Origin of the sequence: Brevundimonas sp. (genome assembly GCF_035561115.1) — a bacterium.
In the GTDB taxonomy this organism is placed as follows: Bacteria; Pseudomonadota; Alphaproteobacteria; order Caulobacterales; family Caulobacteraceae; genus Brevundimonas.
Genome location: NZ_DATMYH010000055.1, coordinates 1 through 25,137 on the forward strand (window position 1 = coordinate 1; position 25,137 = coordinate 25,137).

Sequence of the window (25,137 nt, forward strand, 5' to 3'; positions counted from 1 at the left end):
GAAGGAGGCGGGGGTGGTGGGGAGGTTAGCCGGCGTTCTGGAGATTGAGCTGGCGCGCCTTGGTCAGGATGGCGTTTTCCAGATCGGTCTCGGTCTGGGCCGCCACGCGGGCGCCGATCCACTGGCCCGTCGCGTCGCGGACCTCCTTTGTCACCGTCACGTTCAGCGCATCGGCGCGAAGGCGGGTGTCGAGGATGAACACCGTGGCCTTGAACCGCTCGTTCGGCGTCGCGGGGTCGGTGTACCAGTCGTAGTTGATGACGCCGCCCCACGGGTCGGCGTTGGCCAGGGGCATGAAGGCCATGGTGTCGAGGGTGGCGCGCCACAGGAAGGCATTGACGCCGATGCCCGTCTGGCTCGCCGCCGCAGACTTTTTCGCGCCGTCCATGCCGAATACGTCCCCGACGGTCGGCCCGAAGGGTCGGTCGGCCGTGCAGCCGCTGAGCAGGACGCCCGAGGCGATCAGGGCGAACGTCGCGCCGCGAACCAGCACCATCGAGAAACTCCATTCGATCGAGACGTGCGGCGGACCGGTTCCACCCACGCGCTGGCTCGCCCGAACGTGGGTCAGCCGAAGCGAGGCTCTATAACACGGCGAAAAGGGGCGATGACAAGGCGAAGACGCGTCGGGCGCGCAAGGATCGTGTCTGGCATGAGGCGTTCGCGCGCTACGGGAGCCCGCTGGCCGTGACGCTCGCGCCACAGGAGTCTTCCAGAGTCGCATGGAACCCTCGTCCAGCGGCGCCGTTTCGTTGACCGGGCTGACCAGCAGTGCCTACTTGCTGGGGAGAGATCGCGACGGGATCCCCGTTGCGGCGTAAAGGGCAGGACATGCGCAGAACAGGCGCCGTCATCGCTGGACTGGCCGCGGGGCTTACGCTCCTGGCTGCGGCCGACGCTGCGTCGGCCCAGACCGCCCCCCGCACCCGTGCGCCCGCCGTCTCCCTGACCGAGGCCCAGTCCGCCCGCGCAGCCGCCGGCCCGTCGCGCCTGCGTTTCACCGAGCGCGGCCGTTGGGGCCTGGACCTGAACCTGAGCCAGCCTGAGACCCGCGACAGCAATGTCGGCGATGTCGAGGCCGGGGCCTATTATCGGGTCAATCCGCGCCTGCGCGTCGGCGCCGCCGCCGGACTGGCCGAGGCCGACACCGATCCGGCCACGGGGCCTCAGACCGAGCGGCGCACGACACCGCGTTTCCGGCTGGAATCGATCTTCCGCTTCTGACGCCGGTCGGGCCCCGATCAGGCGTTGAACGCCGCCTGGATCGCCGACACCCCCGCCAGACCGCACGCCCCCGAGCCGATAAGGCCCTGCGCGTTTTCCGCGTCGATCCCGCCAAGGGCGTAGACCGGACAGGCGGCCGAGGCCGCCAGAGCCCGGAACTCCGTCAAACCCAGCGGCGGCGTCGCCGAGGAGGCGCCCCCCGCCACGAACAGCGGCGACAGGATCCGGGCGTGCAGGTGCGCGGTGTCGAGCGCGGAACCCGCGTGGGCCGCGCCGGTGATCAGCCAGTCAGGACGGGCCTCTGACAGGGATCGGGCCTGATCCAGCGCGCGTTCAGGCAGGTGCAGGCCATCGGCGCCGACGGCCCCGGCCAGATCGGCGTCCAGACCGATCAGAAGCAGAACGCCCCGCGTCGCCGTGATCTCGCGCAGCCGCAGGGCGATTTTCCGCGCGTCCGCCTGACCGAAATGCCGGAACACCACCGCCGCCCCGGCGGGAAGACGGGCCGCCGTCTCCCATGGCCGGGGCGTACGGGCGGGGTCCGTGAAGAACAGCAGCGGCGGCAGGGCCCGGGGCGCCGACGCCCGGCTGACTTTGCCCGCGTCGCGTGCGAGGACACGGGCGGTATCCCACAGGGTTTCGGCGTCCGAGCGGTTCATGACCTCCTCATCCCCCGATCACGCCGGTGCGTCCAGCATCGTAGGCCGCCTTGAGACTGTCCGGCGGCGGATGGCCGAGGCCTGCCTCGCGGCCGGACGTACGCCGGAGGCTGTGACCCTGACCGCCGTGACCAAGACCCAGCCGCCGGGGGCGATCGACGCCATTCTGGCCGCGGGCCAACGGGTGTTCGGCGAGAACCGGGTGCAGGAGGCGCAGGCGCGCTGGGCGGAACGCCGCGCCGCGATCCCGGACCTCGAACTGCGTCTGATCGGGCCGCTGCAGACCAACAAGGCGCTGGACGCGGTCGCCCTGTTCGACGTCATCGAGACGCTGGACCGCGCCCGGCTGGCCGAGGCGCTGGCGGCGGCCGCCGGCAAGGTCGGCAGGACGCCGCGGGTGCTGGTCCAGGTCAACACCGGAGCCGAGCCGCAGAAGGCCGGCGTCCTGCCCGAAGACGCCGACGCCCTGATCGTCCTCGCCCGGTCGCTGGGCCTGTCCGTCGAGGGGCTGATGTGCATTCCGCCGGCCGACGAGGCGCCGGAGAGCCATTTCGCCCTGCTGGGCGGGATCGCCGGCCGCAACGGTCTGGCGGTGCTGTCGATGGGGATGAGCGGCGATTATGAGACCGCCATCCGCCTCGGCGCGACCCATGTTCGCGTCGGATCGGCGTTGTTCGGGGAACGAAACACCCTCCAAACGCCCTCTATGGACTGAAAACCGCTCCGCTTGCGGTCCAGCCCTTGGCGGAACCGCCGACGCTCGCCATTCTGGTGCCCATGCCCACGCCCAAGACCATACTGATCATCGACGACGACGACGACCTGCGCGAGGCGCTGGCCGAACAGCTGGCGCTGCACGAGGCCTTCCGGCCGGTCCAGGCCTCCACCGCCGCCGAGGGCGTGCGCATGGGCCGCGAGGTGCGGGCCGACCTGATCCTGCTGGACGTCGACCTGCCCGACATGGACGGGCGGGAGGCCTGCCGCCTGCTGCGCAAGGACGGGGTCTCGACGCCGATCATCATGCTGACGGGCCAGACGTCGGATTCCGACACCGTGCTGGGGCTGGAGTCGGGGGCCAACGACTATGTCACCAAGCCCTTCCGCTTCGCCGTCCTTCTGGCCCGCATCCGGGCCCATCTGCGCAGCCACGAACAGTCCGAGGACGCCGTCTTCCGCATCGGCCCCTATGAGTTCCGGCCCGCCGCCAAGGTCCTGGTCGACGACAAGGGGCGCAAGGTGCGGCTGACCGAGAAGGAAACCAGCATCCTGAAATACCTCTATCGCGCCGGGGCCAAGGCCGTGTCGCGCGAGGAGCTGCTGACCGAGGTCTGGGGCTACAACGCCGGGGTCACGACCCACACGCTGGAAACCCACATCTACCGCCTGCGTCAGAAGATCGAGCCCGAGCCCGGTCAGGCCCGCCTGCTGCTGACCGACGCGGGCGGGTACCGGCTGCAGCCCTGAGGCCGGGGTCCTTGACCGGGACGCTGAAAAACACCGTCCGAAGAGTCCGTAGAGTCCACTTCGATGCGCGTTCCGCTGCATTCGATTGTCAAAGACCGACCCGCGGGGCCCTGGTCATAGGAGCATGCGCCTGCGTCAGTTCTGGACGCAGGCGGTCAGACCGCCAGATCGACCGTGACCGGGGCGTGGTCGCTGGGCTGGGTCCATTCGCGGACGGTGTCGTGGATGCGGGCCGTGCCGGGCGTCACGGCCGGCGTCAGGCCGGGCGAGGTCCAGATGTGGTCGAGACGCAGGCCGCGGTTTGACTTGCGGAAGTCGGCGGCGCGATAGCTCCACCAGCTGGCCAGCTTCTGCGGCTCGGGAATCTGGTCGCGCACCACGTCGGCGAAGCCGCCCGCGGCCTGGAGGCGGCGCAGGGTCTCGACCTCCAGCGGCGTGTGGCTGACGATCTTCGACATGTAGCGGTGGTTCCAGACGTCGTTCTCGCCCGGTGCGATGTTGAAGTCGCCCGCCAGCACCAGCGGGCGCTGTTTGTCGCGGCCGGCCATCTCGGCGGTCAGCCGCTCGTAGAAGTCCATCTTGTGATCGAATTTCGGGTTCAGCGTCCGGTCCGGCGTGTCGCCGCCGGCGGGGATGTAGAAATTCTGGATCTCGACGTCGTCGACCACCACGCCGACGCAGCGAGCGTGGCGTTCACGGCAGACGTCGAGCGCGGGGGCGGCCGTGATCGGCTTGCGGCTGGCGATGGCGACGCCGTGCCAGCCCTTCTGGCCGCCGATCTTCAGATGGGGCAGGCCCATGGCCTCGAAGGCAGCCCGAGGGAACTGGTCCTCGAGACATTTGATCTCCTGCAGGCACAGGACGTCGGTTCCGCTCTCCTCGACGAAGCGCGCGACCTGGTCGATGCGCAGACGGACGGAGTTGATGTTCCAGGTGGCGATGCGAAGCATGGAGGGGCTCTAGCATCTTTATTGGGCCGCGGTCGTCGGCCCTTCGGGACCTCCCGACCCGACGCGGGCTGGCGCTTCGCGCGCTCAAGCAGCGAGCCGCCGTGCGGCGAGCGATAGCGCCCAAAAAAACGCCCGATCGGGGGGATCGGGCGCTGGAAGGTTCGTCTCTCGCCGCCGGGAAGGGGATGAAATCCGTAGCGGTCAGGCCGGCTCCCGCCGACCTGTTGCCAAAGTGCCACTCAATCGGAAAAAAGTCAAGCTCGCCCGCAGCGGGAATTATCCCCGGCGAGGACGGCGGGTCGGATCGCTGAGCTGGAACAGGCTGGCGGCGAGGCCGGGGGCGGGTTGCAGCGAGGTCAGCTGGGTGCGGGTCCGGCCGCCCTGCGCGTCGGTGATGGTCCATTCGTGGAGACGCAACGGCGAACCGGCGAAGGACAGGATGACCGAGCCGTCGTTGGGACGGCCGTTGTCGCGGGCGGTGATGGCGAAGGCGCCCGAGGCCATGCGGGTCACGCGGTCGATGCGCACGCCCTGGTCGAGGCGCACGGTCCGGGCGAGGAAGGTCGACAGCGGCGTGGAGCCCAGCGGCACCTGACGGAAGACGTTCAGGCGCGGATCGTAGCGTTTGACGTTCGAGCCGTCCGACACCACCAGCAGGCCGGCCGGGTTGGTGTATTCGAAGCGCATCCTGCCCGGACGCTGGATCCAGAACCGACCCTCGCGGCGCTGGGCGCCCGAGGTCTCGACGAAATTGCCCTGGGCCGAGGTCAGGCCCTGCAGATACGCCTGGGCCTGGGCCACGACGGCGCGGTCCTCGGCCGACAGGCCGGTCTGGGCCGAGGCGGGCAGGGCGGCGAAGGCCGTGAGGGCGGCGGTTCCAAAGGCGAAGGCGCGGCGTGAGACGGTCATAAGGGTCTTCTCCCGTTCGGGATGGTTGTCGATCATGCCGTCATGCGGACTGCGAAAGGCGGGGGCATGGCCCGAGCCTGACCATATTCCGGCGGCGGAATGAAGCGCCGTTCATCCGCGGTGGTTCCAGTTTTTCATTCCGTGCATCCCCGCGAAGGCGGGGACCCAGGTTTGAGCGGCAGCGAGGCTGGTTGAACGAACCACTGCTCGCCCAAACACCGGCGGCGGGGCCAAAGCCCGGGTCCCCGCCTTCGCGGGGATGCACGGGAGGGAGGGGCGCCCTCCGAGGCCCTCAACCCATGGGCGGAGGCCCCGCCAGAATATCCCGCTTGCCGGCATGGTTGGCCTGGCTGACGACGCCCTCCTGCTCCATCCGTTCGATCAGGGAGGCGGCGCGGTTGTAGCCGATCTGCAGGCGGCGCTGGATGTAGCTGGTCGAGGCCTTGCGGTCGCGGGTGACCACGGCCACCGCGCGGTCGTAGAGGTCGTCGCCCGAACCGCCGCCGCCCTCGTCGTCGAAGGCGCCGTCCCCGTCGCCGTCCGGATCGTCGGTGATCAGGTCCAGATAGTCGGGTTCGGCCTGGCCGCGCAGGTGTTTGCAGACCTCGTCGACCTCCTGATCGGTCACGAAGGGCCCGTGCAGGCGGGTGATCCGGCCGCCGCCGGCCATGTAGAGCATGTCGCCCTGACCCAGCAGCTGTTCGCCGCCCTGCTCGCCCAGGATGGTGCGGCTGTCGATCTTGGAGGTGACCTGGAAGCTGATCCGGGTCGGGAAATTGGCCTTGATGGTGCCGGTGATGACGTCGACCGAGGGGCGCTGGGTGGCCATGATCAGGTGGATGCCGGCGGCGCGGGCCATCTGGGCCAGACGCTGGACGGCGCCTTCCACGTCCTTGCCGGCGACCAGCATCAGGTCCGCCATCTCGTCCATGACGACGACGAGGAAGGGCATGGGTTCGGGGCGGATCTTCTCGGATTCGTAGACGGGCCGGCCCTGGTCGTCGAAGCCGGTCTGGACCGTGCGTTCGAAATGCTCGCCCTTGGCCACGGCCTCGCGGGCGCGCTCGTTGTAGGAGGCGATGTTGCGCACGCCCAGCTTGGACATGCGGCGGTAGCGGTCCTCCATCTCGCGCACGGTCCATTTCAGCGCGACGACGGCCTTCTTGGGATCGGTGACGACGGGGGCCAGCAGGTGCGGGATGCCGTCATAAACGCTGAGCTCCAGCATCTTGGGGTCGATCATGATGAAGCGGCACTCGGCGGGGGTCAGCCGGTACAGGATCGACAGGATCATGGCGTTGACCCCGACCGACTTGCCCGAGCCGGTGGTGCCGGCGATCAGCAGGTGGGGCATGCGCGCCAGATCGGCGACATAGGGCTCGCCGCCGATGGTCTCGCCCAGGGCCAGCGGCAGCAGGTGGGCGGGCTTGTCGTATTCGGTCGAGGCCAGCAGGTCGCGCAGATAGACGGTCTCGCGCCTGGCGTTGGGCAGTTCGATGCCGATGGCGTTGCGCCCCGGCACGACCGAGATGCGGCAGGCGCGGGCCGACATGGAGCGGGCGATGTCGTCCGACAGGGCCACGACGCGGCCGTGCTTCACGCCCGGCGCGGGCACCAGTTCATACAGGGTGACGACGGGGCCGGGACGGATCTGGTCGATGACGCCGCGCACGCCGAACTCCTGCAGCACGCCTTCCAGCATCTTGGCGTTCTGTTTCAGCGCCTCCTCGTCGACCGAGGCGACGCGCTTGGCGGGCTTGGTCAGCATGCCGAGCGGCGGCAGGTCGAAGCCGCCCGAGGGTTTGGCGAAGTCGAAGGCGGCCTGGCTGTCGTCGAGTTCGCGCTTCGAGGCCCTGGGCGCCTTGGCGGCGGCGACCCTGGGCTCGGGCGCGCCGCGGGCGGGGACGGGGGCGTCCCAGGGGGGCGTCTCTTCCTGCGCGTCGAGGCCGATGGGGGCGTAGTCGTCGGGTTCGGGCGCCGGGCGCGGACGGGGCGGAGCCTTGACCGCGGCGCGGCGGGCCTTGGCGGGGGTCGGCGGGACGGTGCGGCGGCCTCCCGCCCAGCGGAAGGCGTCGCCGAGGTCCGAGAATCTCAGGCCGATGGCGTAGCCGACGGCCCACAGGGCCATGGGGAAGAACAGGATCCCCGCGATGACGGGCGCGCCTGGGATGCGCAGGGCCGCGCAGGCCATGCGGATCAGGCCGACGATGGCGTCGCCCCACAGGCCGCCGAGGCCGGCCGCCAGCGGCCAGGCGGCGGGCGAAGCGAGGGCCGACAGGGCGGCCGACAGGGCCAGGACCCCGCCGGCGGCCGAGAGGGCCTTCAGCCCTGTGGGCTTGAGCCGTTGTTGAATCACATCGCCGATCGCCGAGGCCAGGCCGAAGGCGGCCAGCAGCAGGGCGGCCGGGAAGGCGGCCAGCCCCAGCGACTGCATGAACAGGTCGGCGAACAGGGCGCCGTTCAGCCCCAGCCAGTTGGTCGGGGCGACGCCGGAGGCGGCGTTGAGGCTGGGATCGGCCGGATTCCACGAGATCAGGGCCGCCAGAAGCAAGGCCGACAGCAGGGCCTGGAGCACGCCGCGGAATTTGATCGCGATGGGCGCGCCCCAGAGGATGCGGGCGCCGAACCAGGCGCGCTGGCCGATGGCGAGGGCGGCGGACATGCGGCGGGGAACTCCGGACGGTCGAACAGACCCGCTGTTGTCGCCCGCGCAGGGTTAAGAGGCTGTTTACCAGCCGCCTCCCCGGCAGGTTTACAGGATGACCGCCGACACGGGCCTTCGGGGAGAAAAGGGCAGGACGGGGCCCCGGCCGAAGCGGAGAACAAGGTCCGGCCGCAGCCCGGCCTCTCCGACAAGGGCCGCGAGCGCCGGCCTCAGCCCGGCCACCTCGACCGGCTGGTTGACGAAGGCGCAGCGGAGATCCAGGGCGGTGGCGGCCAGCATGAACCGCTGGCAGGCGCGCCCGACCGTCATCCAGTGCGCCGGATCGGCGCGCTCCGCCAGGAACACCGCAAGGCCGGAGGAGGAGTCGATCTGACGGGCGTATCGCGCGGTCTCGGCCGCAGCGCCGAAGAAGCGGTCGAAGGCGAACCCGCCCAGCCGGCCGGGCAGGACCGGATTGCCGCTCGACGCCGAATAGAGGCCGTCGCCGGTCCGCATGGCGTCGGCGGGATTGAACCGGAGCCAGCGCTTCAGCTCGGCCATGAAGGCCGGATCGGTCATCTGGGCCTCGTTGCCAGCGGCGACGAGATCCCGCGCCCGATCGATCCGCGGCCTGTCGGTCAACAGAATCAGCCGCACGCCGGGCGTCTCCGTGGTCCGCCGCAAGGTTTCGAGGTCGTGGTTCGGCACGGGCCGGCCGTCATAGAGGGTCCGGGTGGACCGACGGGCGGGGATGGCGGCGAACAAGGCGTCGGCCCGGGCCAGGCCCCGCTCGAAGACATAGCGGACGCCCGTTCCGTCAATGGACAGGGCTCCGGGCCGTCCCGTCGCCGTCGCCGCGATCCGCAGGTTCTCGGCGGCGCAGCCGAGGCTGACGAACAGGTGGTGATCGTCCGGATCGACCACCGGCGTCCGCCGCGCCAGATCGGGCAGGATGTCGATCCCTTCCTCTCCGATATGGAACTTCCAGGGCTGGGTGTTGTGGCCGTTCGCCGCGAGGGTCGCGTACCGGACCAGGTCGGTCAGGGCCGGATCGGGCGGCGGCGCCGCGCGCAGCCGGGCCGAATAGAGGTCGTAGCCGGCGGCCGAGCCCACCGCAGCGCGCCAGCCGACGGCCCCCGAGCCGGCCGCCAGCGTCAGCGCCCCGGCGCCAAGGAGAAGATTTCGCCTGTTCATGACCGGCCTCCGTCCTGGGCCATAGCGCCGCAGCCGCGACGGGGCTTTGACCTCGCTCAATCGGGGCGCGACAAGGGGGGATGGCCGATACAGAACACTATGACGTCATCGTCGCCGGCGCGGGGCTGGTGGGGGCGACCTTCGGGCTGGCCGCGGCCCAGGGCGGACTGAAGGTCGTGCTGGTCGATCCGCAGCCCTTCTCCCTGCAGCTGGCGCCGGCGTTCGACGGACGGTCGACGGCCATCGCCTTTTCGACCTTCCGCATGCTGGACGCCCTGGGCGTGGGCGCGGGCCTGCGTCCGCACGCCTGCCGGATGGACCGGATTCTGGTCACCGACGGACGACGGCCGGGGGCGGCGTCGCGGCCTGCGGGTTCGGCCTTCCTGCGCTTCGATGCGGACGAGATCGGCGACCGGACCGACGGGGAGCCGCTCGGCTATATGGTCGAGAACCGGCGCATCCGGACGGCGCTGGCCGAGGCGGTCACGGCGGCCGGCATCGAGGTGCGCGCGCCCGCATCGGTGGCCGCTGTCGAGGCCGGACCAGCGCGGACTGTCGTGACGCTGGCCGATGGCGCGCGGCTGGAAGCTCCGCTGGCGGTCGGCGCAGAAGGGCGCGGCTCACAGGTGAGGCAAAGCGCCGGGATCGACACGGTCGGCTGGGGCTATGGCCAGAGCGGCGTCGTGGCGACCGTGTCCCTGGGCCGGGACCACGGCAATGTCGCGCATGAATATTTCCTGCCCTCGGGCCCCTTCGCCATCCTGCCCCTGACGGAACAGCGGGCCAGCCTGGTGTGGACAGAGACGACGCGCCGGGCCGAGGCGCTGAAGGCCGCGCCGGACGCCGCCTTCCAGTCGCACCTGATGCGGCGGTTCGGGGACTTTCTGGAGGATGTGACGGTGGTCGGGCCGCGCTTCGTCTATCCGCTGTCGCTGCAACTGGCCGAGGCCCTGACAGGGCCGCGCATCGCCCTGATCGGGGACGCCGCCCACGGGGTGCATCCGGTGGCGGGACAGGGGCTGAACATGGGGTTGAAGGACGCCGCCGCCTTGGCCGAGGTGCTGGTCGAGGCCATGCGGCTGGGCGAGGATATCGGTTCGGAGACGGTGCTGGACCGCTACGCCCGTTGGCGGCGGTTCGACAATGCGGCGCTGGCGGCGGGGTTCGACGCCTTCGTGCGGCTGTTCTCGAACGATCTACCCCCGGTGCGGCTTGCCCGGGGCCTCGGCATCGCCGCCGTCAACCGCATCGCCCCCCTGCGCCGCGCCTTCATGCACGAGGCCGGCGGTGCGACCGGGGATCTGCCGAGGTTGCTGCGCGGCGAGGCGGTCTGACGACGATCAGTCCAGCGTCCGCGCCTCTTCGGGCAGCATGATCGGCACGCCGTCGCGGATCGGATAGGCCAGTCTGGCGCCCTTCGACACCAGCTCCTGCCGTTCGCGGTCATAGGTCAGCTTGCCGCGCGTGACCGGGCAGACCAGCACCTCCAGCAGGCGAGGATCGACCGAGGCGGGGGTATGGAAGGTGTCGGACATGGGGGAAGGTTACAGGGAGTAGGGATCAGGGAACAGGGCCTGGGGGAGGGTCAGACGGTCGCGCCTGCTGCCTGATTCCTGCGACCCGATTCCTCATCCTCACTGCATCTGCGGCGTCTCGCCCTCGCCGTCGCTGGCGGCGTCGATGGTCAGAAGGGCGGTCAGGACGGCCGAGCGGTCGATCAGGCCGGGCGCTTCCAGCAGGGCCTGTTTCTCGGGCGGCTCGAACGGCAGGGCCATGGACAGGCTGTTGATCAGGGCCTCCGGCGGGGCGGTCTCGGCGGTGTCCCAGTCGATGTCGAGGCCGCGCGTCTCCAGATAGGCGCGCAGGGCGTCCAGCAGGCCGTCGCGATCCAGGCCGATGTCGTCGACCGGCGGGGCGCTGAGGTCGTTCTCGAACGGAGAGAAGTCGGCGCGGATCTGGCGATACGGAGTCTGGGCCGGCAGTTCGCCGGCCAGGCGGAAGCGGGCGCAGCCGGTCAGGGTGATCAGATACCGGCCGTCCGAAGTCTCGGCGAAGCTGGTGATGCGTCCGGCGCAGCCGACCGGCGACAGGCCGGGCAGGCGGAGCGAGCCGGCCTGGGGCTGCAGCATGCCGATGATGCGGTCGCCGGCCATGGCGTCGTCGACCATGTTCAGATAGCGCGGCTCGAAGATGTTCAGGGGCAACTGGCCGCGCGGCAGCAGGATGGCGCCCGGCAGGGGGAACACAGGGATCACCTGCGGCAGATCGGCGGCCTTCACATACCCCTGGGCCACCCTGGACCTCCTATGCGAACAGGATGGAGGACAGGCGGCGGCGCCCGTCGCGTGCGATGTCGGAGGCCGCTCCGGCGGCGTCGAAGACGACCAGCAGCTGCTTGCGGGCCGCCTGGTCGTTCCATTCGCGGTCAGCGGCGACGATGGCCAGCAGGCTGTCGACCGCCCCCTGCAGATCGCCGGCCGCCGCCTGGGCCAGCGACAGGTCGTAGCGGGCCTGATGGTCGGAGGGGTCGGCGGCGACCTTCGCTTCGAGCTCCGGGGCGGCGCCGGTCGGGGCGGCCGAGGCGAGGGCCAGCTGGGCGCGCACGCTCTGGACCGTCGGCTCCTTCGAGTCCTGCGGGGCCATGGCGATGGTCTGGCGGGCCTGATCCACATCGCCGTCGGCCAGATAGACGCGGGCCATGCCGGCGATGGCCTTTTCATTGGCCGGGTCCAGCGTCAGCAGCTGCGCAAAGGCCTGGGCGGCGCCGCCGAGGTCGTTCAGCGACAGGGACTCCTCGCCCAGCGACAGCAGCTGTTCGATGTCGGAGTTGGCGCTTTCGCCGCCGGTCAGCTTGTCTATGAAGGCCTTGAGCTGGCTTTCGGGCACCGCGCCCTGGAAGCCGTCGACGGGCTGGCCGTTGACGAAGGCGTAGACGGTCGGGATCGACTGGACCCGAAGCTGGCCCGCATAGGCGGGGTTCTTGTCGACGTCGATCTTGACCAGTTTGACCATTCCGCCGGCGGCGCGGACGGCTTTTTCGAGCATCGGGGTCAGGGTCCGGCACGGGCCGCACCAGGTGGCCCAGAAATCGACCAGTACGGGCCGGGTCTTCGAGGCCTCGATGACGTCGGTCATGAAGCCGGCGTCGGAGCCGTCCTTGATCAGGTCGTCGGGCAGGGTAGTCGGGTCGGCGAGGCTCATCGATCGGTCCTGTGGTCGAAAAAGGCGTAACGCGGCAGTCCCCAGATGGTCGCGGCGACCCTTCGCCTCAAGGGACAGGTCTCAGGAAGGGTCGCCGCCGGCGCCGGCGGGGCTCAGCTTCCAGCGGATCTTGGTTTCGGAATCGGTGCGGGCCGAACCACGCACCACGATCTGGAGCGAGCGCCGGGTCAGGCCTTCGTCGATATGGACAGAGGGCTCGATGGCCACGTCGGGCCCGTCCGTGCGGAACCACCAGCCCCGGCCCGAATGGCCGCGCAGCAGGATGGAGCGGCGGTCGCGGGCCAGCGAGGCCTGGACTCCCGGCTCCAGCTGGAAGCGCACGGCGTAGGGCGCGGCGATGGCGCGGACCACGTCCTTCTGGCCGGGAGCGGGGTGCAGCCGCTCCTCGGCGCGCAACTCGTCCAGCCGCTGGTCCAGATACAGGCGTCGCTGGTGCAGCAGGCCGTAGTCGTGGACCCAGCCGTCGTGCTCGACCTCGAGCCAGACGGCGCCCTCGCCGTCGCGCTGGTCGACGACGACGTGCAGGGGGCGGCCGACCAGACGGTGACCCAGAAGCTCGCCGCGCCAGCCGCCGAGGGGTTCGCCGGTCGAGGCCTCCCCCAGGGTCAGGGTCGAATGGCCGGGCGCCAGACGCAGGCCCTGCCGGTCGGCGGCGCGCGGGGTCCAGCCGCAGCCGGTGACCAGCCGGTCCTTGCCGCAGACGATCTCCAGCGCCATCGGCTGGGCGCAGGCGGCGCCGGACCAGGCGCCCCGCGCGGGCGCGGCGATATCGGCGGCGATGGTCAGAAGGGGGCTGCGGATGCGAGCGACGCCGGCCACCGTACCTCCCGCGGCTTCGGGGTGGGCGTCGTCATGAACGCGGGCGGCTGCGACCCGCGCCGCGGTCGAGGGGCCGCCGCCCTGCATGGTGATCAGCCGGCCGTCCGGCAGGGTCTGGAGGCGCAGGGCGTGAGTCAGGCGCTGGATCGCGGAACGTACGGCGTCGGGCGTCGCTTCCGAGACCTGCGCCAGGGCGTCGTCCAGCGTCAGCAGGTCGAGCAGGAGTTCGAGACCGGCCTCGGGGCTGCGGCTGGCGTGGCCGCCGTCGGGGCCGACGGTGCGATCGAGCGCCCCGGGCAGACCGCGCAGGGCCCTGCGGCGCAAGGACGCCCCGGGCGCGCCGGCGAGGGCGCAGCCGGCTATGGCGGCGGCGGTCAGGCGTTCAGTCTTGCCGGCCAGACCGCCGGGCGGTCGCAGGAGCTGACGCCCCTGCCGGCCGAGGATGTCGGCCAGCCTGAGCCGTTCGGCCTCGGTGGCGACCAGGCCCATGCGCCGGGCTGCGCAGGCCAGATGACAGGCGCGCCGCGCCAGGATCTCCGGCCCCCAGGCGAAGGGCGACCAGCGGGCGAAGGCGTCGGCCCAGGCCAGGGTCAGCCGCACCGCCTCGCGCGCGCCGCGCTCGCCCTGAAGCATCAGCGACGGCAGCCAGGCGAAGCTGTGCAGCTCGACGGCGAAGGCGCGGGTGGGGTTGGGCCGGTTCCACGGATCTTCGGGCGCGGCGGCCTCGAGGCTGGATCCGGCGAGGACGAATTTTCCGCCGAGCACGGCCTTGCCCTGGGCCGGATCGACCGGGCGGAAGTCGCGCGGCGTGGCGGCGAAACCCTGGGCCGGGCGGCCCTTGAGGGTCAGGCTGTAGCCGGGCAGGCCATAGAGTTCGATCCACAGCTGGCGGGTCAGCAGACGGCCGATGACGGCAGGCCACAGGCCGGGGCCGCTGGAGGCGCCGGTGGTCTTTACCGGGGTGCGCATCGGCGCCCCGCGCAGGCCGGGGATTTCTCCCGGCGCGGGGCCGTCGGCTTCGGGACGGGCGAAGGGACCGAGAGGGCTCACGCTGCCTTCAGGGCCCGGATATTGGCGGCGTAGGCGGAGGGTCCGCCGCGGAACACCGCGGTTCCGGCGACAAGGGCGTCGGCGCCGGCGGCGACGCAGGCGCCCGCATTGGCGGCGGTGACCCCGCCGTCGACCTGCAGGTGCGCCTTCGATCCCGCCGCATCCAGCAGGGCGCGGGTCTTCCCGATCTTGCGCAGGGTGGTCTCGATGAAGGACTGGCCGCCAAAGCCGGGATTGACCGACATCAGCAGGACGAGGTCGACGAGCTCCACGACATCGTCCAGCACGCTCAGCGAGGTGCCGGGGTTCAGCACCACGCCGGCCCTGGCGCCGAGCTGGCGGATGCGGCCCAGGGTCCGGTGCAGGTGCGGGCCGCTTTCGGGATGGACGGTCAGGATATCGGCCCCGGCCTCGCGGTAGGCCTCCAGCCACGGATCGACCGGGGCGACCATCAGATGAACGTCGAACGGCAATTTCGTATGCGGCCGCAGGGCCTTCACCACATCGGGGCCGATGGTGATGTTGGGCACGAAATGCCCGTCCATGACGTCGACGTGGATCCAGTCGGCGCCGGCGGCGTCGAGCGCGCGGACCTCCTCGCCGAGACGGGCGAAGTCGCTGGCGAGGATGGAGGGGCAGATCAGGGGCGCGGCCATGTCAGCGGGATAAGGCGGGTCGGGGGCGGGGGCAAGGCGCAGGCTTGGGTCCGAAGGCCTCAGGCGCTACACGGTTCAGTCATTGGCAGGATGGAGGCCCCGATGAGCGAGCATGTCGCGACCGTGGAATGGAGCCGGGGCGACCAGCCCTTCAGCGACAACCGCTATTCCCGCGCCCACGACTGGCGCTTCGACGGCGGGGCGGTGGTGCGGGGCTCTTCGGCCCCGTCGAGCGTGCCGGAGCCGATGTCCGACCCGGCGGCGGTCGATCCGGAAGAGGCGCTGGTGGCGGCGGTTTCGAGCTGCCACATGCTGTTTTTCCTCGCCTTCGCGGGCAAGGCCGGCTTCGTGGTCGACCGTTACAGCGACGACGCGGTCGGCCAGCTGGGCAAGGATGAGCGGGGAAAGATCTCGATCACCCGGTTGACGCTGAGGCCCGCCGTCGTCTTCTCGGGCGAGACCCGGCCCGATGCGGAAGCGCTCGAGGGTCTGCATCACCGGGCGCACGAGGCCTGCTACATCGCCAACTCCATCCGCGCCGAAGTGACGGTGGAGCCGCGCTAGACCTTCGGCGCCGCAGCCACGTCGTTCAACAGGGCGGTGAACCGGCGCACGGCCTCGTCGGCCAGTTCGGGATCATAGCGCATCGGCCCGGCCGCCATGGGCTCGTCGAAGGAATGGGAGCCGTCGGCGATCCAGGTTTCGACCTCGGCGCCGCAGCGGCGCACCATGTCATGCACGCGCTCGGCGTTGCGGACGGTGGTCAGGTGGTCCTTGCGCGAGATGACGGCCAGGATCTTCGGGCAATGGGTCCAGGGCCGCATGCGGTTGAAGGCGCCGATGCCGACATAGGGGTAGGCCAGCCAGGCGCCGACCACGCCGTCCAGAGACACTGCGCCCGGATCTTCGACGCCAAGCATGCGGCGGCCGCGCTGCGAGCTCATCGCCTCCATGATGCCCCAGCCGCCGTGGCTCCAGCCGGCGAGAACGATTTTCGAGGCGTCCACGTCACGCCGTTGGGACACGCCATGGAGGGCCGCCAGCACGTCGCCCGCCCTCTGCCAGCCGTGCAGCAGCAGGCCGGTGCAGACAAGGGCCATGGCGAACTGACGGCTCCAGCCGCGCGGCGCATACGAATCGACGATGACGGCCCGCCAGCCCGCGGCGGTCGCGGCCGCCGCGTACCGGGGCAGGTGATCGCGCAGGCCGCCGCAGCCGTGGAACAGGATGGCGGTCGGGCGCGGCCGGTCGTCGTCCGGTCCGACGATGGTCGCGTGGGGCTCGAGTCTGGCCCAGCGTTCGGCGAGAGTGTCCATCAGGCGAGTCCAGAGGTTTGCCGGCCAGCGACCAGTTCGCGACGATTTCGACCATTCGAAATCGCGGATTCCGGCGATTCCGGCCAGTCCGGTTCTGCCGATTTGTGAAGGTTTCCGACGCCTCCGGAACGCATCAGTGCCGGAAGACCCGCACCCCCGTAAAGGCCATGGCTACCCCGGCCTCGTCGGCGGCGGCGATGACCTCGTCGTCGCGGATCGAGCCGCCCGGCTGGATCACCGCCGTGGCGCCCGCAGCGACCGCTTCCAGCAGACCGTCGGCGAAGGGGAAGAAGGCCTCCGAGGCGCAGGCCGAGCCCTGGGCCAGGGAATGGGCCAGACCCTTGGCCTCGCCGGCCTCGCGGGCGCGGATGGCGGCGATGCGCGCCGAGTCGCGGCGGTTCATCTGGCCGGCGCCGATGCCGGCGGTCTGGCCGTCCTTCGCATAGACGATGGCGTTGGACTTGACGTGCTTGGCCACGGTGAAGGCGAACAGCATGTCCTCGATCTCCTGCGGCGTCGGCTGGCGGCGGGTGACGATCTTCAGATCGGCCGGGGCGATGCGGCTGCGGTCGCGCGACTGGACGAGGAAGCCGCCGGCCACCGAACGGAACACTTCACCGGCCGCCAGCGGATCGGGAAGGCCGTCGGTCAGCAGCAGGCGCAGGTTCTTCTTGGCCGCGAAGACGGCCTTCGCCTCGTCGTCGGCGCCGGGGGCGATGACGACCTCGGTGAAGATGTCGGTGATCAGCCGGGCGTCGGCGCCGGACAGGGGCCGGTTGACGGCGACCACCCCGCCGAAGGCCGAGACGGCGTCGCATTCGAGGGCGCGGGCATAGGCCTGGGTCAGGTCGTTTCCGACGGCGACGCCGCAGGGGTTGGCGTGTTTGACGATGACGCAGGCGGGGGCCTCGAACTCGGCGACCAGTTCACAGGCGGCGTCGGCGTCGGCGATGTTGTTGTAGCCCAGCTCCTTGCCCTGCAGCTGGCGGGCGTGGGCGACGCCGGGACGCGCATCGCCGGTGCGGTAGAAGGCGCCCGTCTGGTGCGGGTTCTCGCCGTAACGCAGGGTCTGGGCCAGCGAGCCGGCGATGGATTTGCGCGCCGGGGCGGCGTCGCCGACCTGGCCGGCGAACCAGCCCGAGACGGCGGCGTCATAGGCGGCGGTGCGGGCGAAGGCGCGGGCGGCGAGGCGTTTGCGAAGCTCAAGGGTGGTCGCGCCGTCGGTCTTCAGCGCCTCCAGCAGTTCGGCGACCGACTCCGGATCGACGCAGACGGCGACATAGCCGTGGTTCTTGGAGCCCGAGCGGATCATGGCCGGGCCGCCGATGTCGATGTTCTCGACCGCCGCCTCGAAGCCGTCGCCGGAGGCCACGGTGGCCTCGAACGGATAGAGGTCGATCCAGGCGATATCGATGCCGCCGATGACGTGCTCCTGCATCGCCTGCGCATGCGAGGGCTCGTCGCGCACGCCCAGCAGCCCGCCGTGCACCACCGGGTGCAGGGTCTTGACCCGGCCGTCCATCATCTCGGGGAAGCCGGTCAGATCGGCCACGTCCTTCACCGGCAGTCCGAAGCCGGCGATGGCGGCGCGGGTTCCGCCGGTCGAAACCAGTTCGACGCCGAGGCCGTGCAGGGTGCGGGCCGTATCCTCCAGCCCGGTCTTGTCGGACAGGGAGATCAGCGCGCGCTTCGGCGCCACGCGGTCCGGCGCGGGAGGAAAGTCGGGAGCGGCGGGCATGGCGGCGTCCGTATCTGGCGTGGGGGTCGGGGAGACGCGCCGCCTCTAGCACTGTCCGGCGGCGGATTGAACCGTGGAGGTCAGACGACGCGGACGAAATCGATCATCACGTTCGGGCACGGGGCGCTTTTTGGGAGCGCCCGCCGTCTCCGCCCTTCGATTGGGTTCAACGCTCGCAGCTGCGCTCCGGAAAAGCAGCGCCCCCGCCTTCAAATTTTCGGCATTCACCACGACCTCAGATTGTGGGAGCCGCCAACCTGTGATCCTGTTCGGCCGGGCAGAGGCCCATGGAGGGAACAATGAAGACGATCGGCAAACTAATCGCCGCCACCGCCATTGCTCTGGCGGCGGCGTCCTCGGCTACGTCCGTCGCCAGCGCGGCGATACCTTGGTACGAATGGACCGGATACTATACAAATGGCGTTCTCACAGGAGAGGTGTTCTACTTCTGCGACGGCAGAATTCGCGAGCGCGGCGATCTGATCGTTTGGGATGAAGCGGTCTACGAACACTACTACGACTGCCCCTGAATACTGGCGGTTGAGGCGTGGAGGTCCTCGCCTCCTTTGGAGGCGGGGGCCTGTGCGTCTGGCCGGCATGTGCGGATGGCGTCGTTCAGTCGCCCAGGCGAGCGAAGTCGACCACCACTGGTTCCCGCCCGATCAACGTCAGAAACCGTCGGAACTCCGCCTGCCCCAGCGCCGTCGTCGCGGTATTGGTCAGGGGATGGAAGTTGACGATGTCGGCGTCCCACAGGGCCTTGTCGAGGACGAAGGTCACGCGCCGGTCGGGGTCGTTGATCAGGCCCAGCGCCGTGACAGAGCCGCCGCGCACGCCGAGGGTCTGGTGCAGCAGGGCCTCATTGCCGAAGGACAGTTTGTCGGAGCCGATGGTCTTCGGCGCCCGCTTCAGATCGACGACCGTGTCCTGACGGGCCGAGATCAGCCACAGCCGCCCCTTCTTGTCTTTCAGGAACAGGTTTTTGGTGTGGGCGCCGGGCATGGCGGCCTTGAGCTCCAGCCCCTCCTCGACGCGGAAGACGGCGGGATGGTCGTGGGTCGTCTGGCCGATGCCGTTGTCGGCCATCCACCCCAGAAGGCGGTCGCGGTCGAAGGCGGGTTCACGGTCGGACTCTGGCGTCGGCTTGTCTTCGGTCATGGGGCCCAGCTAGGGATGCAAACACGTCCCTCGATACCGCCCGGAGCCCGCTCGTGGAACTCGAATGCTATCCGATGACGCAGACGCCGCCGGACCTGGTGCCCGGCCGCCAGTCGCGCAACTGGATGGACGCCTTCGCCAGCCGGCATCCCTACCGCTGCCTGCCGCTGACCATGGCCAACACCACCGGCTGGGAGATCCTGTGCCCGCTGACCTTCACCGCCGAGTGGAACGGCGGGCCCAGCCAGGCGGACATCGTGATCACGCCCGAGCGGCCGACCGCCGACCTGACCCATGTGGTGACCTCGCATTTCTCGCGCGGGGTGCTGACCATGCATCCGCAATATCTGTTCCGCACGCCGCCGGGCTGGGGCCTGCTGGCGGGCGGCTCGCCCAATCACATGAAGGACGGCATCCAGCCGCTGACCGGGCTGATCGAGACCGACTGGCTGCCCTTCCCCTTCACCATGAACTGGCTCTTCACCCGGCCGGGCCGGGTGAAGTTCGAGAAGGGCGAGCCCTTCTGCTTCATCACCCCGATCGAGCACCGCAAGGTCGAGACCATGCAGCCGGTGATCCGGTCGCTGGAGTCCAATCCGGTCATGCACGGCCAGTTCGAGGCCTGGAACCGGGCCCGCACCGATTTCAACAAACGGCTGGCCTCGGGCGATCCGGACGCGGCCAAGGAGGCGTGGCAGCGCTACTATTTCAAGGGCGAGATTCCGGAGGAGCTGGGCGTGGCGCCCGAAACCCACGTCAACAAGCGCCGGCTCAAGTCGCCGCGCGTGGGCTGAAACCTCCCCGCCGGAGCGGGGAGGACAGGCGCTACATCGGCCGCGTGACGCGCGGGCCGAGGTTGGCGATCACCTCGCCGGCGTCGAAGGCGTTCGGGTCGCCGGCCGGCTTGGCGCCGCGGCCCATGACGATCTCGGCCGAGGCCTCGTAGCGATCGATCTCGCGCACGTCGAAATCGCGGCGGCCCCAGAAGGGATCGCCCCACGGGCTCCAGTAGCCGCGGCGGTAGTAGCGCCACGACGGACCCCAGAACGGGCTGTAGCGGTCATAGTAGAAGGGATCGGGCGTGGCCTGCAGGCGCACGTCGCGGTCGGTGGCGCGGTTGACGGTGGCGAACCAGTCGTAGCCATTCTCGCGGGTGATCTCGGCCGCCCGGAGCAGCAGGGCCATCTCGACCTGCTCGCGCGAGGTGACGGAATTGCCCGAGAAGCTGACGCGATAGCGGTCGGCGTCGACGCGTTGTTCGGAATAGCCGTAGCGGCTGTCGATGCCGGCGGGACCGTAGGGGGTGGCTGTGGCGCAGGCGGACAGGGCCAGAGCCGCCGTCGCCGCCAGAAGCACGGGCTTGAGGAACCGTTGTCTCATGGGAAACTCTCCTTGACGCGACAGTGCGCGCCTTTCCTGCTGAACGGGACATGAACGGTGCAGGTTCCGCGAATACGCAACCCGTTATAAACGTGTAACAATAAGGACGGCCGCGGCCAGAAGAAGAAGACCGGTCATCAGGGCGAAACCCTTGCGGAAACGCGGCTCGCCCATGCGCCGCGCCAGGGCCGCCCCGCCCAGACCGTAGGCGGACATGGAAAGCACGTCCATGCCGATGGTGGCGAGGGCGAACAGGGCCAGCTGGGGCGCCGCGGGACGGTTCACGTCGAGGAACGGGGGCAGGACGGCCGTGAAAAACAGCACCGCCTTGGGATTGGCGATCTGGACCATGAAGCCGTCGACCAGGGCGCTGCGCCCCATCCGGACCGTGGGCGCATCCGGGTCGGCGGCCGTGCGGAAGGCGCCGCGCAGGGCGTTGATCCCCAGCCAGGCGACATAGAGGGCGCCGCCGATCGAGATCAGCCGGAAGACCTGCGGAAAGGCGATCACGAGCGCGCCCAGCCCCAGGGCGGCGGCGGCGAACCAGACCAGGGTGGCGGCGTTCATGCCGACCACGCCCAGAAGCGCCCCGGCCTTGCCGCGCTGGACGCCGTTGGCGACCGAGAAGATGTTGGCCGGGCCGGGCGTGATCGCCATCACCGTCATGACCCCGAGGAAGGTCAGGTACAGGTGCGGATCGACGGGAAGGCTGGCCATGCCGTCCTGTCGGGCGGGCCGCCGTTCCGGTCAAGCCTGTCGCACGGCCCCGCGGCCGGTGAAGGAGCAGGTGTTGCGCGGGCGCCCGGACGCCGCCCGGAGCGGCCGATCAGGTCTGGTCGGCTTCGTCCGGAGCCTCGTCCGCTTCGTCGGCGTCCTCGGCCAGGGCCTCGGCCGCTTCGGCCTTGGCCTCCGCCATGTCCGCCGCAGCCTCGTCGAGGGAATCCATGGCCTCGCCGACGGCGTACTGGGCCATCAGGCCGTAGGTGGCCATGTGTTCCGGATCGTTGGACGCCCAGGCGCCGTTGGTCGCAATGCCCTGGGCGGCCCTCAGGGCGCCCGAGGCCTCGACCTCGGCCAGGGCTTCGGACACGACCGCCTCGACATCGACCTCGGCCAGGGCCTCGGCGGCGATGGCCGAGGCGTGTTGGGCGGCCGCGGCGGTGAAGGCGCCGACGTCGGGCTGATATTCGGACCAAAGGGCGGCGATGCGCAGCTCTCGCTGGCTCTCGGTCAGGCTCTTGTCTTCGGAAATGGCCTCGGCGCGTTCGCCGAAGGCTTCCATCCGGGCCTCGAAGGCTTCGGCGGCGGCTTCCAGCGCGTCCTCGGACGGACCGCGCACATCGGCGGCGACGGCGGCGGAAAACGGCAGCAGGGCCAGGGCGGCGGCGAGGGAGAGGGCCTTGATCATCGGAGAGCTCCTTGAGCGTGCAGGCTCAAGGTCCGCCGAACGCGGTCCGGTCTCAAGTGAAATCGCGGTAAGGCGGCGGACCGGGGCCCGCCGCCCTGCGATCAGGCCCTTATTGCGGGGCCGCGGCGGCGGCGGCGGGCGCCGCCATGGCCTCGAGGACCTTGGCCTTTGCGGTGGCCGGAACGCCGGTGATCTGGCCGCGGAGCATCGGACCCATCTGGGCCATCCGGGCCTGGGCCTCGGCCGGCATGGACGGCAGTTGCGAGGCGATGAAGGCCTCCAGCTCGTCGGCGAACGCATCGGCCTGGGGCTGATACCGGGCGGCGATGGCGTCGAGGTCGCCGCCGGCCTTCACCGTATCGCCGTTGGCGGCGGTCGCGGCGGCCTGCATCTCCTGCGTCATCGCCTCGACAGCGGCCTCGAAGGCCTCGCCCCTGGCCTCAAAGGCCGCCTCGGCCGCTTCCGCGTCCTGGGCGGCTGCAGGCGCGGGGGCGGGGGCGGAAGCTACCTGGGCGAAGGCGGGCGCGGCGAAGGCCAGAACGGCCGCGGCGGCGAGGGCGGTACGGAGAGACATGCGGGATCCTGAAAGGTCTAAGGAGCCGATGCTCCGCCTTCAGGGTGGCGCCAAATCCCGGCGAGGGCGAGAGCATTTGTGGCGCCGCCCGTCCGGGCTAGCGTGCGCAGGACAGAGGATTCGCCGATGATCCGCACCCGCCTCGCCCTCGCCGCCCTGTTCGTCGCCGTCCTCGCCGCCCCGGCCGCGGGTCAGGGCGGCGGCCGGGTCTACGCCGTCGACGGCGACTGCGACGGCCGGCCCCGCACCCTGGTCCGCATGGCCGACGGCTATTGCCTGGGCCGGGTCTGGCAGAGGACGGGAAACGACGGCCCGCGCATGCCGCGCGGCCTGCTGGAACTGCCGGACGGCGACTGGCTGGTCACCGACCTGGGGTCGTGGGACGCCGGGCGGGGCGCGGTGTGGCGGATGTCGCCGACGGCGGACGGCGGCGTGCGCTGGACCCGGCTGATCCGCGGCCTGTCGATGCCGCACACCATCGCACGAGGGCCGGACGGACGCGTCTATGTCGCCGAGATGAGCCGCATCCTCGCCTTCGACCCGGCGCGTCCGGATGCGGTTTCGGCGGCGGTGGAGGGGCTGCCCGACAACCGGCTGCATGAGAACCGGCACCCTCTCTCGAGCTTCGTCTTCGACGGCGACGGGGCTCTGCTGGTCAATGTCGGCGCGCCCTCGGACCGGTGCCTGAACCGCGCGGGGGCGCCGGTTCGCGATGCGCAGGGCCAGTGCGCCGAAGGGGCGGAGCAGGGCATGGTGCGGCGCTACGCCCCCGCCGGTCGGGGCCGTTGGGGTCCGGACTGGACGCCGTGGGCCAGCGGATTGCGCAATTCGGTCGCCATGGTGCGTCATTCGTCGGGGCCGGTGTTCCAGGCGGAGAATTCCGTCGACCTGACGACGCCCGCCCGGCCCTTCGACGAGATCAACCGGCTGACGGCCGGCGGCCATTACGGCTGGCCCTATTGCACCGACATGGCGACGGCCCTGCCCGGCTGGACCGCCCGGCAGGCGCGTTGCGGCGAGCGGACCGCGCCGGTCTCGCTGCTGCCGCCGCACGCCGCACCGCTGGACATGCTCTATTACGAGGGGGCGATGTTCCCGCAGCTGCGCGGCCGGATGTTGATGAGCTGGCACGGCTATCGCCGCGCCGCGGGCCGGGTCGTGGCCATCGAGACGGACGCGTCAGGCGCGCCCCTGACGGACCGGCCCGCCCGGTACGCCATCTATCCGCAAGGGTCCCTGCCTTACCCGGCCGAAGCGCCCGCGCCCCGCGCGCGCGTGCTGACTCCCGGCTGGAACGCGCAGCCGGGCCGCCATCCGCAAGGCTCGCCCGCCGGCATGGCCGTGGCCCGCGACGGCTCGATCTGGATCGCCGACGACCGCGCCGGCGCCATCCTCAGGATCGCGCGGGACTAGGCCCGGTCGCGCGCGTCCCGCTTGCCCAGCACCCGCAGGCGCAGGGCGTTCAGCTTGATGAAACCGGCGGCGTCCTTCTGGTCATAGGCGACGGCGCCGTCCTCGAAGGTGACCAGTTCCTGATCGTACAGGCTCTCGGCGCTCTCGCGGCCGATCACGGTCGCATTGCCCTTGTAGAGCTTGACCCGCACCGTGCCCGAGACCCTGGTCTGGGAGTGGTCTATGGCGGCCTGCAGCATCTCGCGCTCGGGCGAGAACCAGAAGCCGTTGTAGACCAGGTGGGCGTATTTGACCGCCAGCTCGTCCTTCAGATGCATGGCCCCGCCGTCGAGGGTGATGGACTCGATGCCGCGGTGGGCGGCCAGCAGGATGGTCCCGCCGGGCGTCTCATAGACGCCGCGCGACTTCATGCCGACGAAGCGGTTCTCGACCAGGTCGAGGCGGCCGATGCCGTTGTCGTGGCCGTACTGATTGAGGGCGGTCAGCAGGGTCGCCGGGCTCATGGCCTCGCCATTGATGGAGACCGGGTCGCCCTTCTCGAAACCGATGGTGATGACAGTGGCGACGTCGGGCGCGTCCTCCGGCGACAGGGTGCGCTGGTGGACGAATTCGGGGGCTTCGACCGACGGATCCTCCAGCACCTTGCCCTCGGAGGAGCTGTGGAGAAGGTTGGCGTCGACGCTGAACGGGGCCTCGCCGCGCTTGTCCTTGGCGATCGGGATCTGGTGCTTCTCGGCGAAGTCCAGCAGGTGTTCGCGCGACTTGAACGCCCACTCCCGCCACGGGGCGATGACGCGGATGTCCGGCTCCAGCGCATAGTAGCCGAGCTCGAAGCGGACCTGGTCGTTGCCCTTGCCGGTGGCGCCGTGACAGACGGCGTCGGCCCCGACCATGCGGGCGATCTCGATCTGGCGTTTGGCGATCAGCGGCCGGGCGATCGAGGTGCCGAGCAGATACTGGCCCTCATACAGGGCGTTGGCCCGGAACATGGGGAAGACGTAGTCGCGCACGAATTCCTCGCGCAGGTCGTCGATGAAGATGTTCTCGGGCTTGATGCCCATCTTCAGCGCCTTCTCGCGCGCCGGCGCCAGTTCCTCGCCCTGGCCCAGGTCGGCGGTGAAGGTCACGACCTCCGCGCCGTATTCGGTCTGCAGCCATTTCAGGATGATCGAGGTGTCCAGACCGCCGGAATAGGCGAGAACGACCTTCTTGGGGGCGGGCTGGGTCATGGCGGGTCCTTGGGCGCTGGGGAGGCGCGGGTTTTGGCGCGCTTAAAGGACCAGACGCCGGGCGATGCAAGGGTCAAGGCGTCTCCCTCCCCCTCGGGGGAGGGTGGCTGAGCCGCAGGCGAGGCCTGTC

At 70.5% G+C, this 25,137-nt stretch carries 27 protein-coding genes; 8 read left to right on the forward strand and 19 right to left on the reverse strand.

What is annotated here, in order from left to right; all coding sequences use genetic code 11:
- Positions 1-25 precede the first annotated feature (25 nt).
- Positions 26-496, reverse strand: a complete 471-nt coding sequence (locus VN378_RS07020) for a DUF3576 domain-containing protein (RefSeq protein ID WP_325742342.1) — start codon at positions 494-496, stop codon at positions 26-28.
- A 335-nt stretch (positions 497-831) separates the two neighbouring features.
- On the opposite strand from VN378_RS07020, the gene VN378_RS07025 reads away from it, so the two are divergent.
- Positions 832-1,224: an NtrZ family periplasmic regulatory protein gene (locus VN378_RS07025; protein ID WP_325742294.1), complete on the forward strand. Its 393-nt coding sequence runs from the start codon at positions 832-834 to the stop codon at positions 1,222-1,224.
- Between the two features lie 17 nt (positions 1,225-1,241).
- On the opposite strand, the gene VN378_RS07030 is transcribed toward VN378_RS07025, so the two are convergent.
- Positions 1,242-1,883, reverse strand: coding sequence for a thiamine phosphate synthase (locus VN378_RS07030; RefSeq protein WP_325742297.1), 642 nt, complete (start codon positions 1,881-1,883; stop codon positions 1,242-1,244).
- Here VN378_RS07030 and VN378_RS07035 point away from each other — a divergent pair.
- Both VN378_RS07035 and VN378_RS07040 read left to right on the forward strand, forming a co-directional pair.
- Positions 1,882-2,598 carry a YggS family pyridoxal phosphate-dependent enzyme gene (locus VN378_RS07035; protein ID WP_325742299.1) on the forward strand — a complete coding sequence of 239 codons (717 nt, stop codon included), beginning with the start codon at positions 1,882-1,884 and terminating at the stop codon, positions 2,596-2,598. The genes VN378_RS07030 and VN378_RS07035 overlap by 2 nt on opposite strands.
- A 62-nt stretch (positions 2,599-2,660) precedes the next feature.
- Positions 2,661-3,347, forward strand: a complete 687-nt coding sequence (locus VN378_RS07040) for a response regulator transcription factor (RefSeq protein ID WP_325742344.1) — start codon at positions 2,661-2,663, stop codon at positions 3,345-3,347.
- 155 nt (positions 3,348-3,502) lie between these two features.
- On the opposite strand, the gene VN378_RS07045 is transcribed toward VN378_RS07040, so the two are convergent.
- The 4 genes from VN378_RS07045 to VN378_RS07060 form a co-directional block, all read right to left on the reverse strand.
- Positions 3,503-4,297, reverse strand: coding sequence for an exodeoxyribonuclease III (locus VN378_RS07045; protein ID WP_325742301.1), 795 nt, complete (start codon positions 4,295-4,297; stop codon positions 3,503-3,505).
- A 276-nt stretch (positions 4,298-4,573) separates the two neighbouring features.
- Entirely contained in the window at positions 4,574-5,206 is a 633-nt protein-coding gene (locus VN378_RS07050) for an outer membrane lipoprotein carrier protein LolA (protein ID WP_325742303.1), read from the reverse strand.
- 292 nt (positions 5,207-5,498) lie between these two features.
- The gene (locus VN378_RS07055) at positions 5,499-7,868 is read right to left on the reverse strand and encodes an FtsK/SpoIIIE family DNA translocase (RefSeq protein WP_325742305.1); all 2,370 of its coding nucleotides are present in this window, start codon (positions 7,866-7,868) and stop codon (positions 5,499-5,501) included.
- Positions 7,869-7,958: 90 nt separating this feature from the next.
- Complete coding sequence (locus VN378_RS07060) at positions 7,959-9,044, reverse strand: Acg family FMN-binding oxidoreductase (RefSeq protein ID WP_325742307.1); 1,086 nt, start codon at positions 9,042-9,044, stop codon at positions 7,959-7,961.
- Between the two features lie 80 nt (positions 9,045-9,124).
- Here VN378_RS07060 and VN378_RS07065 point away from each other — a divergent pair, with 80 nt between their 5' ends.
- Positions 9,125-10,378, forward strand: coding sequence for a UbiH/UbiF/VisC/COQ6 family ubiquinone biosynthesis hydroxylase (locus VN378_RS07065; protein ID WP_325742309.1), 1,254 nt, complete (start codon positions 9,125-9,127; stop codon positions 10,376-10,378).
- A gap of 6 nt (positions 10,379-10,384) precedes the next feature.
- On the opposite strand, the gene VN378_RS07070 is transcribed toward VN378_RS07065, so the two are convergent.
- From VN378_RS07070 to rpe, 5 genes are all read right to left on the reverse strand, one after another.
- Positions 10,385-10,579, reverse strand: coding sequence for a Trm112 family protein (locus VN378_RS07070; RefSeq protein ID WP_325742311.1), 195 nt, complete (start codon positions 10,577-10,579; stop codon positions 10,385-10,387).
- A gap of 99 nt (positions 10,580-10,678) precedes the next feature.
- Positions 10,679-11,338, reverse strand: coding sequence for an LON peptidase substrate-binding domain-containing protein (locus VN378_RS07075; RefSeq protein WP_325742313.1), 660 nt, complete (start codon positions 11,336-11,338; stop codon positions 10,679-10,681).
- Between the two features lie 10 nt (positions 11,339-11,348).
- Positions 11,349-12,245: a thioredoxin gene (gene trxA / locus VN378_RS07080; protein ID WP_325742315.1), complete on the reverse strand. Its 897-nt coding sequence runs from the start codon at positions 12,243-12,245 to the stop codon at positions 11,349-11,351.
- 81 nt (positions 12,246-12,326) lie between these two features.
- The gene (locus VN378_RS07085) at positions 12,327-14,135 is read right to left on the reverse strand and encodes a heparinase II/III family protein (protein WP_325742317.1); all 1,809 of its coding nucleotides are present in this window, start codon (positions 14,133-14,135) and stop codon (positions 12,327-12,329) included.
- Positions 14,132-14,791: a ribulose-phosphate 3-epimerase gene (rpe, locus tag VN378_RS07090; protein WP_325742319.1), complete on the reverse strand. Its 660-nt coding sequence runs from the start codon at positions 14,789-14,791 to the stop codon at positions 14,132-14,134. Before rpe ends, VN378_RS07085 begins: the two co-directional genes overlap by 4 nt.
- Positions 14,792-14,893: 102 nt before the next feature.
- On the opposite strand from rpe, the gene VN378_RS07095 reads away from it, so the two are divergent.
- Positions 14,894-15,355, forward strand: a complete 462-nt coding sequence (locus tag VN378_RS07095) for an OsmC family protein (protein ID WP_325742321.1) — start codon at positions 14,894-14,896, stop codon at positions 15,353-15,355.
- Here VN378_RS07095 and VN378_RS07100 read toward each other — a convergent pair.
- Positions 15,352-16,107: a dienelactone hydrolase gene (locus tag VN378_RS07100; RefSeq protein ID WP_325742323.1), complete on the reverse strand. Its 756-nt coding sequence runs from the start codon at positions 16,105-16,107 to the stop codon at positions 15,352-15,354. The genes VN378_RS07095 and VN378_RS07100 overlap by 4 nt on opposite strands.
- A gap of 133 nt (positions 16,108-16,240) precedes the next feature.
- Complete coding sequence (gene purH / locus VN378_RS07105) at positions 16,241-17,845, reverse strand: bifunctional phosphoribosylaminoimidazolecarboxamide formyltransferase/IMP cyclohydrolase (RefSeq protein WP_325742325.1); 1,605 nt, start codon at positions 17,843-17,845, stop codon at positions 16,241-16,243.
- 299 nt (positions 17,846-18,144) lie between these two features.
- On the opposite strand from purH, the gene VN378_RS07110 reads away from it, so the two are divergent.
- Complete coding sequence (locus VN378_RS07110; protein ID WP_325742326.1) at positions 18,145-18,375, forward strand: hypothetical protein; 231 nt, start codon at positions 18,145-18,147, stop codon at positions 18,373-18,375.
- A gap of 85 nt (positions 18,376-18,460) precedes the next feature.
- Here the strand turns inward: VN378_RS07110 and VN378_RS07115 are convergent, their stop codons facing one another.
- Positions 18,461-19,003 (reverse strand): prolyl-tRNA synthetase associated domain-containing protein, encoded by a 543-nt coding sequence (locus tag VN378_RS07115; protein WP_325742328.1) that lies wholly within the window; start codon positions 19,001-19,003, stop codon positions 18,461-18,463.
- A gap of 53 nt (positions 19,004-19,056) precedes the next feature.
- Here VN378_RS07115 and VN378_RS07120 point away from each other — a divergent pair, with 53 nt between their 5' ends.
- The gene (locus VN378_RS07120; protein ID WP_325742330.1) at positions 19,057-19,797 is read left to right on the forward strand and encodes a DUF6065 family protein; all 741 of its coding nucleotides are present in this window, start codon (positions 19,057-19,059) and stop codon (positions 19,795-19,797) included.
- Between the two features lie 31 nt (positions 19,798-19,828).
- Here the strand turns inward: VN378_RS07120 and VN378_RS07125 are convergent, their stop codons facing one another.
- From VN378_RS07125 to VN378_RS07140, 4 genes are all read right to left on the reverse strand, one after another.
- Complete coding sequence (locus VN378_RS07125) at positions 19,829-20,383, reverse strand: CC0125/CC1285 family lipoprotein (protein ID WP_325742332.1); 555 nt, start codon at positions 20,381-20,383, stop codon at positions 19,829-19,831.
- A gap of 84 nt (positions 20,384-20,467) precedes the next feature.
- On the reverse strand, positions 20,468-21,100 hold the full coding sequence (locus VN378_RS07130; protein WP_325742334.1) for a LysE family translocator: 633 nt from the start codon (positions 21,098-21,100) through the stop codon (positions 20,468-20,470).
- A gap of 109 nt (positions 21,101-21,209) precedes the next feature.
- Entirely contained in the window at positions 21,210-21,791 is a 582-nt protein-coding gene (locus tag VN378_RS07135) for a hypothetical protein (RefSeq protein ID WP_325742336.1), read from the reverse strand.
- A gap of 109 nt (positions 21,792-21,900) precedes the next feature.
- Entirely contained in the window at positions 21,901-22,365 is a 465-nt protein-coding gene (locus tag VN378_RS07140; RefSeq protein WP_325742337.1) for a hypothetical protein, read from the reverse strand.
- A 126-nt stretch (positions 22,366-22,491) separates the two neighbouring features.
- On the opposite strand from VN378_RS07140, the gene VN378_RS07145 reads away from it, so the two are divergent.
- On the forward strand, positions 22,492-23,778 hold the full coding sequence (locus tag VN378_RS07145; protein ID WP_325742339.1) for a PQQ-dependent sugar dehydrogenase: 1,287 nt from the start codon (positions 22,492-22,494) through the stop codon (positions 23,776-23,778).
- Here VN378_RS07145 and VN378_RS07150 read toward each other — a convergent pair.
- On the reverse strand, positions 23,775-25,007 hold the full coding sequence (locus tag VN378_RS07150) for an argininosuccinate synthase (RefSeq protein WP_325742340.1): 1,233 nt from the start codon (positions 25,005-25,007) through the stop codon (positions 23,775-23,777). The two genes, VN378_RS07145 and VN378_RS07150, sit on opposite strands and share 4 nt — an antisense overlap.
- Between the last annotated feature and the right edge of the window lie 130 nt (positions 25,008-25,137).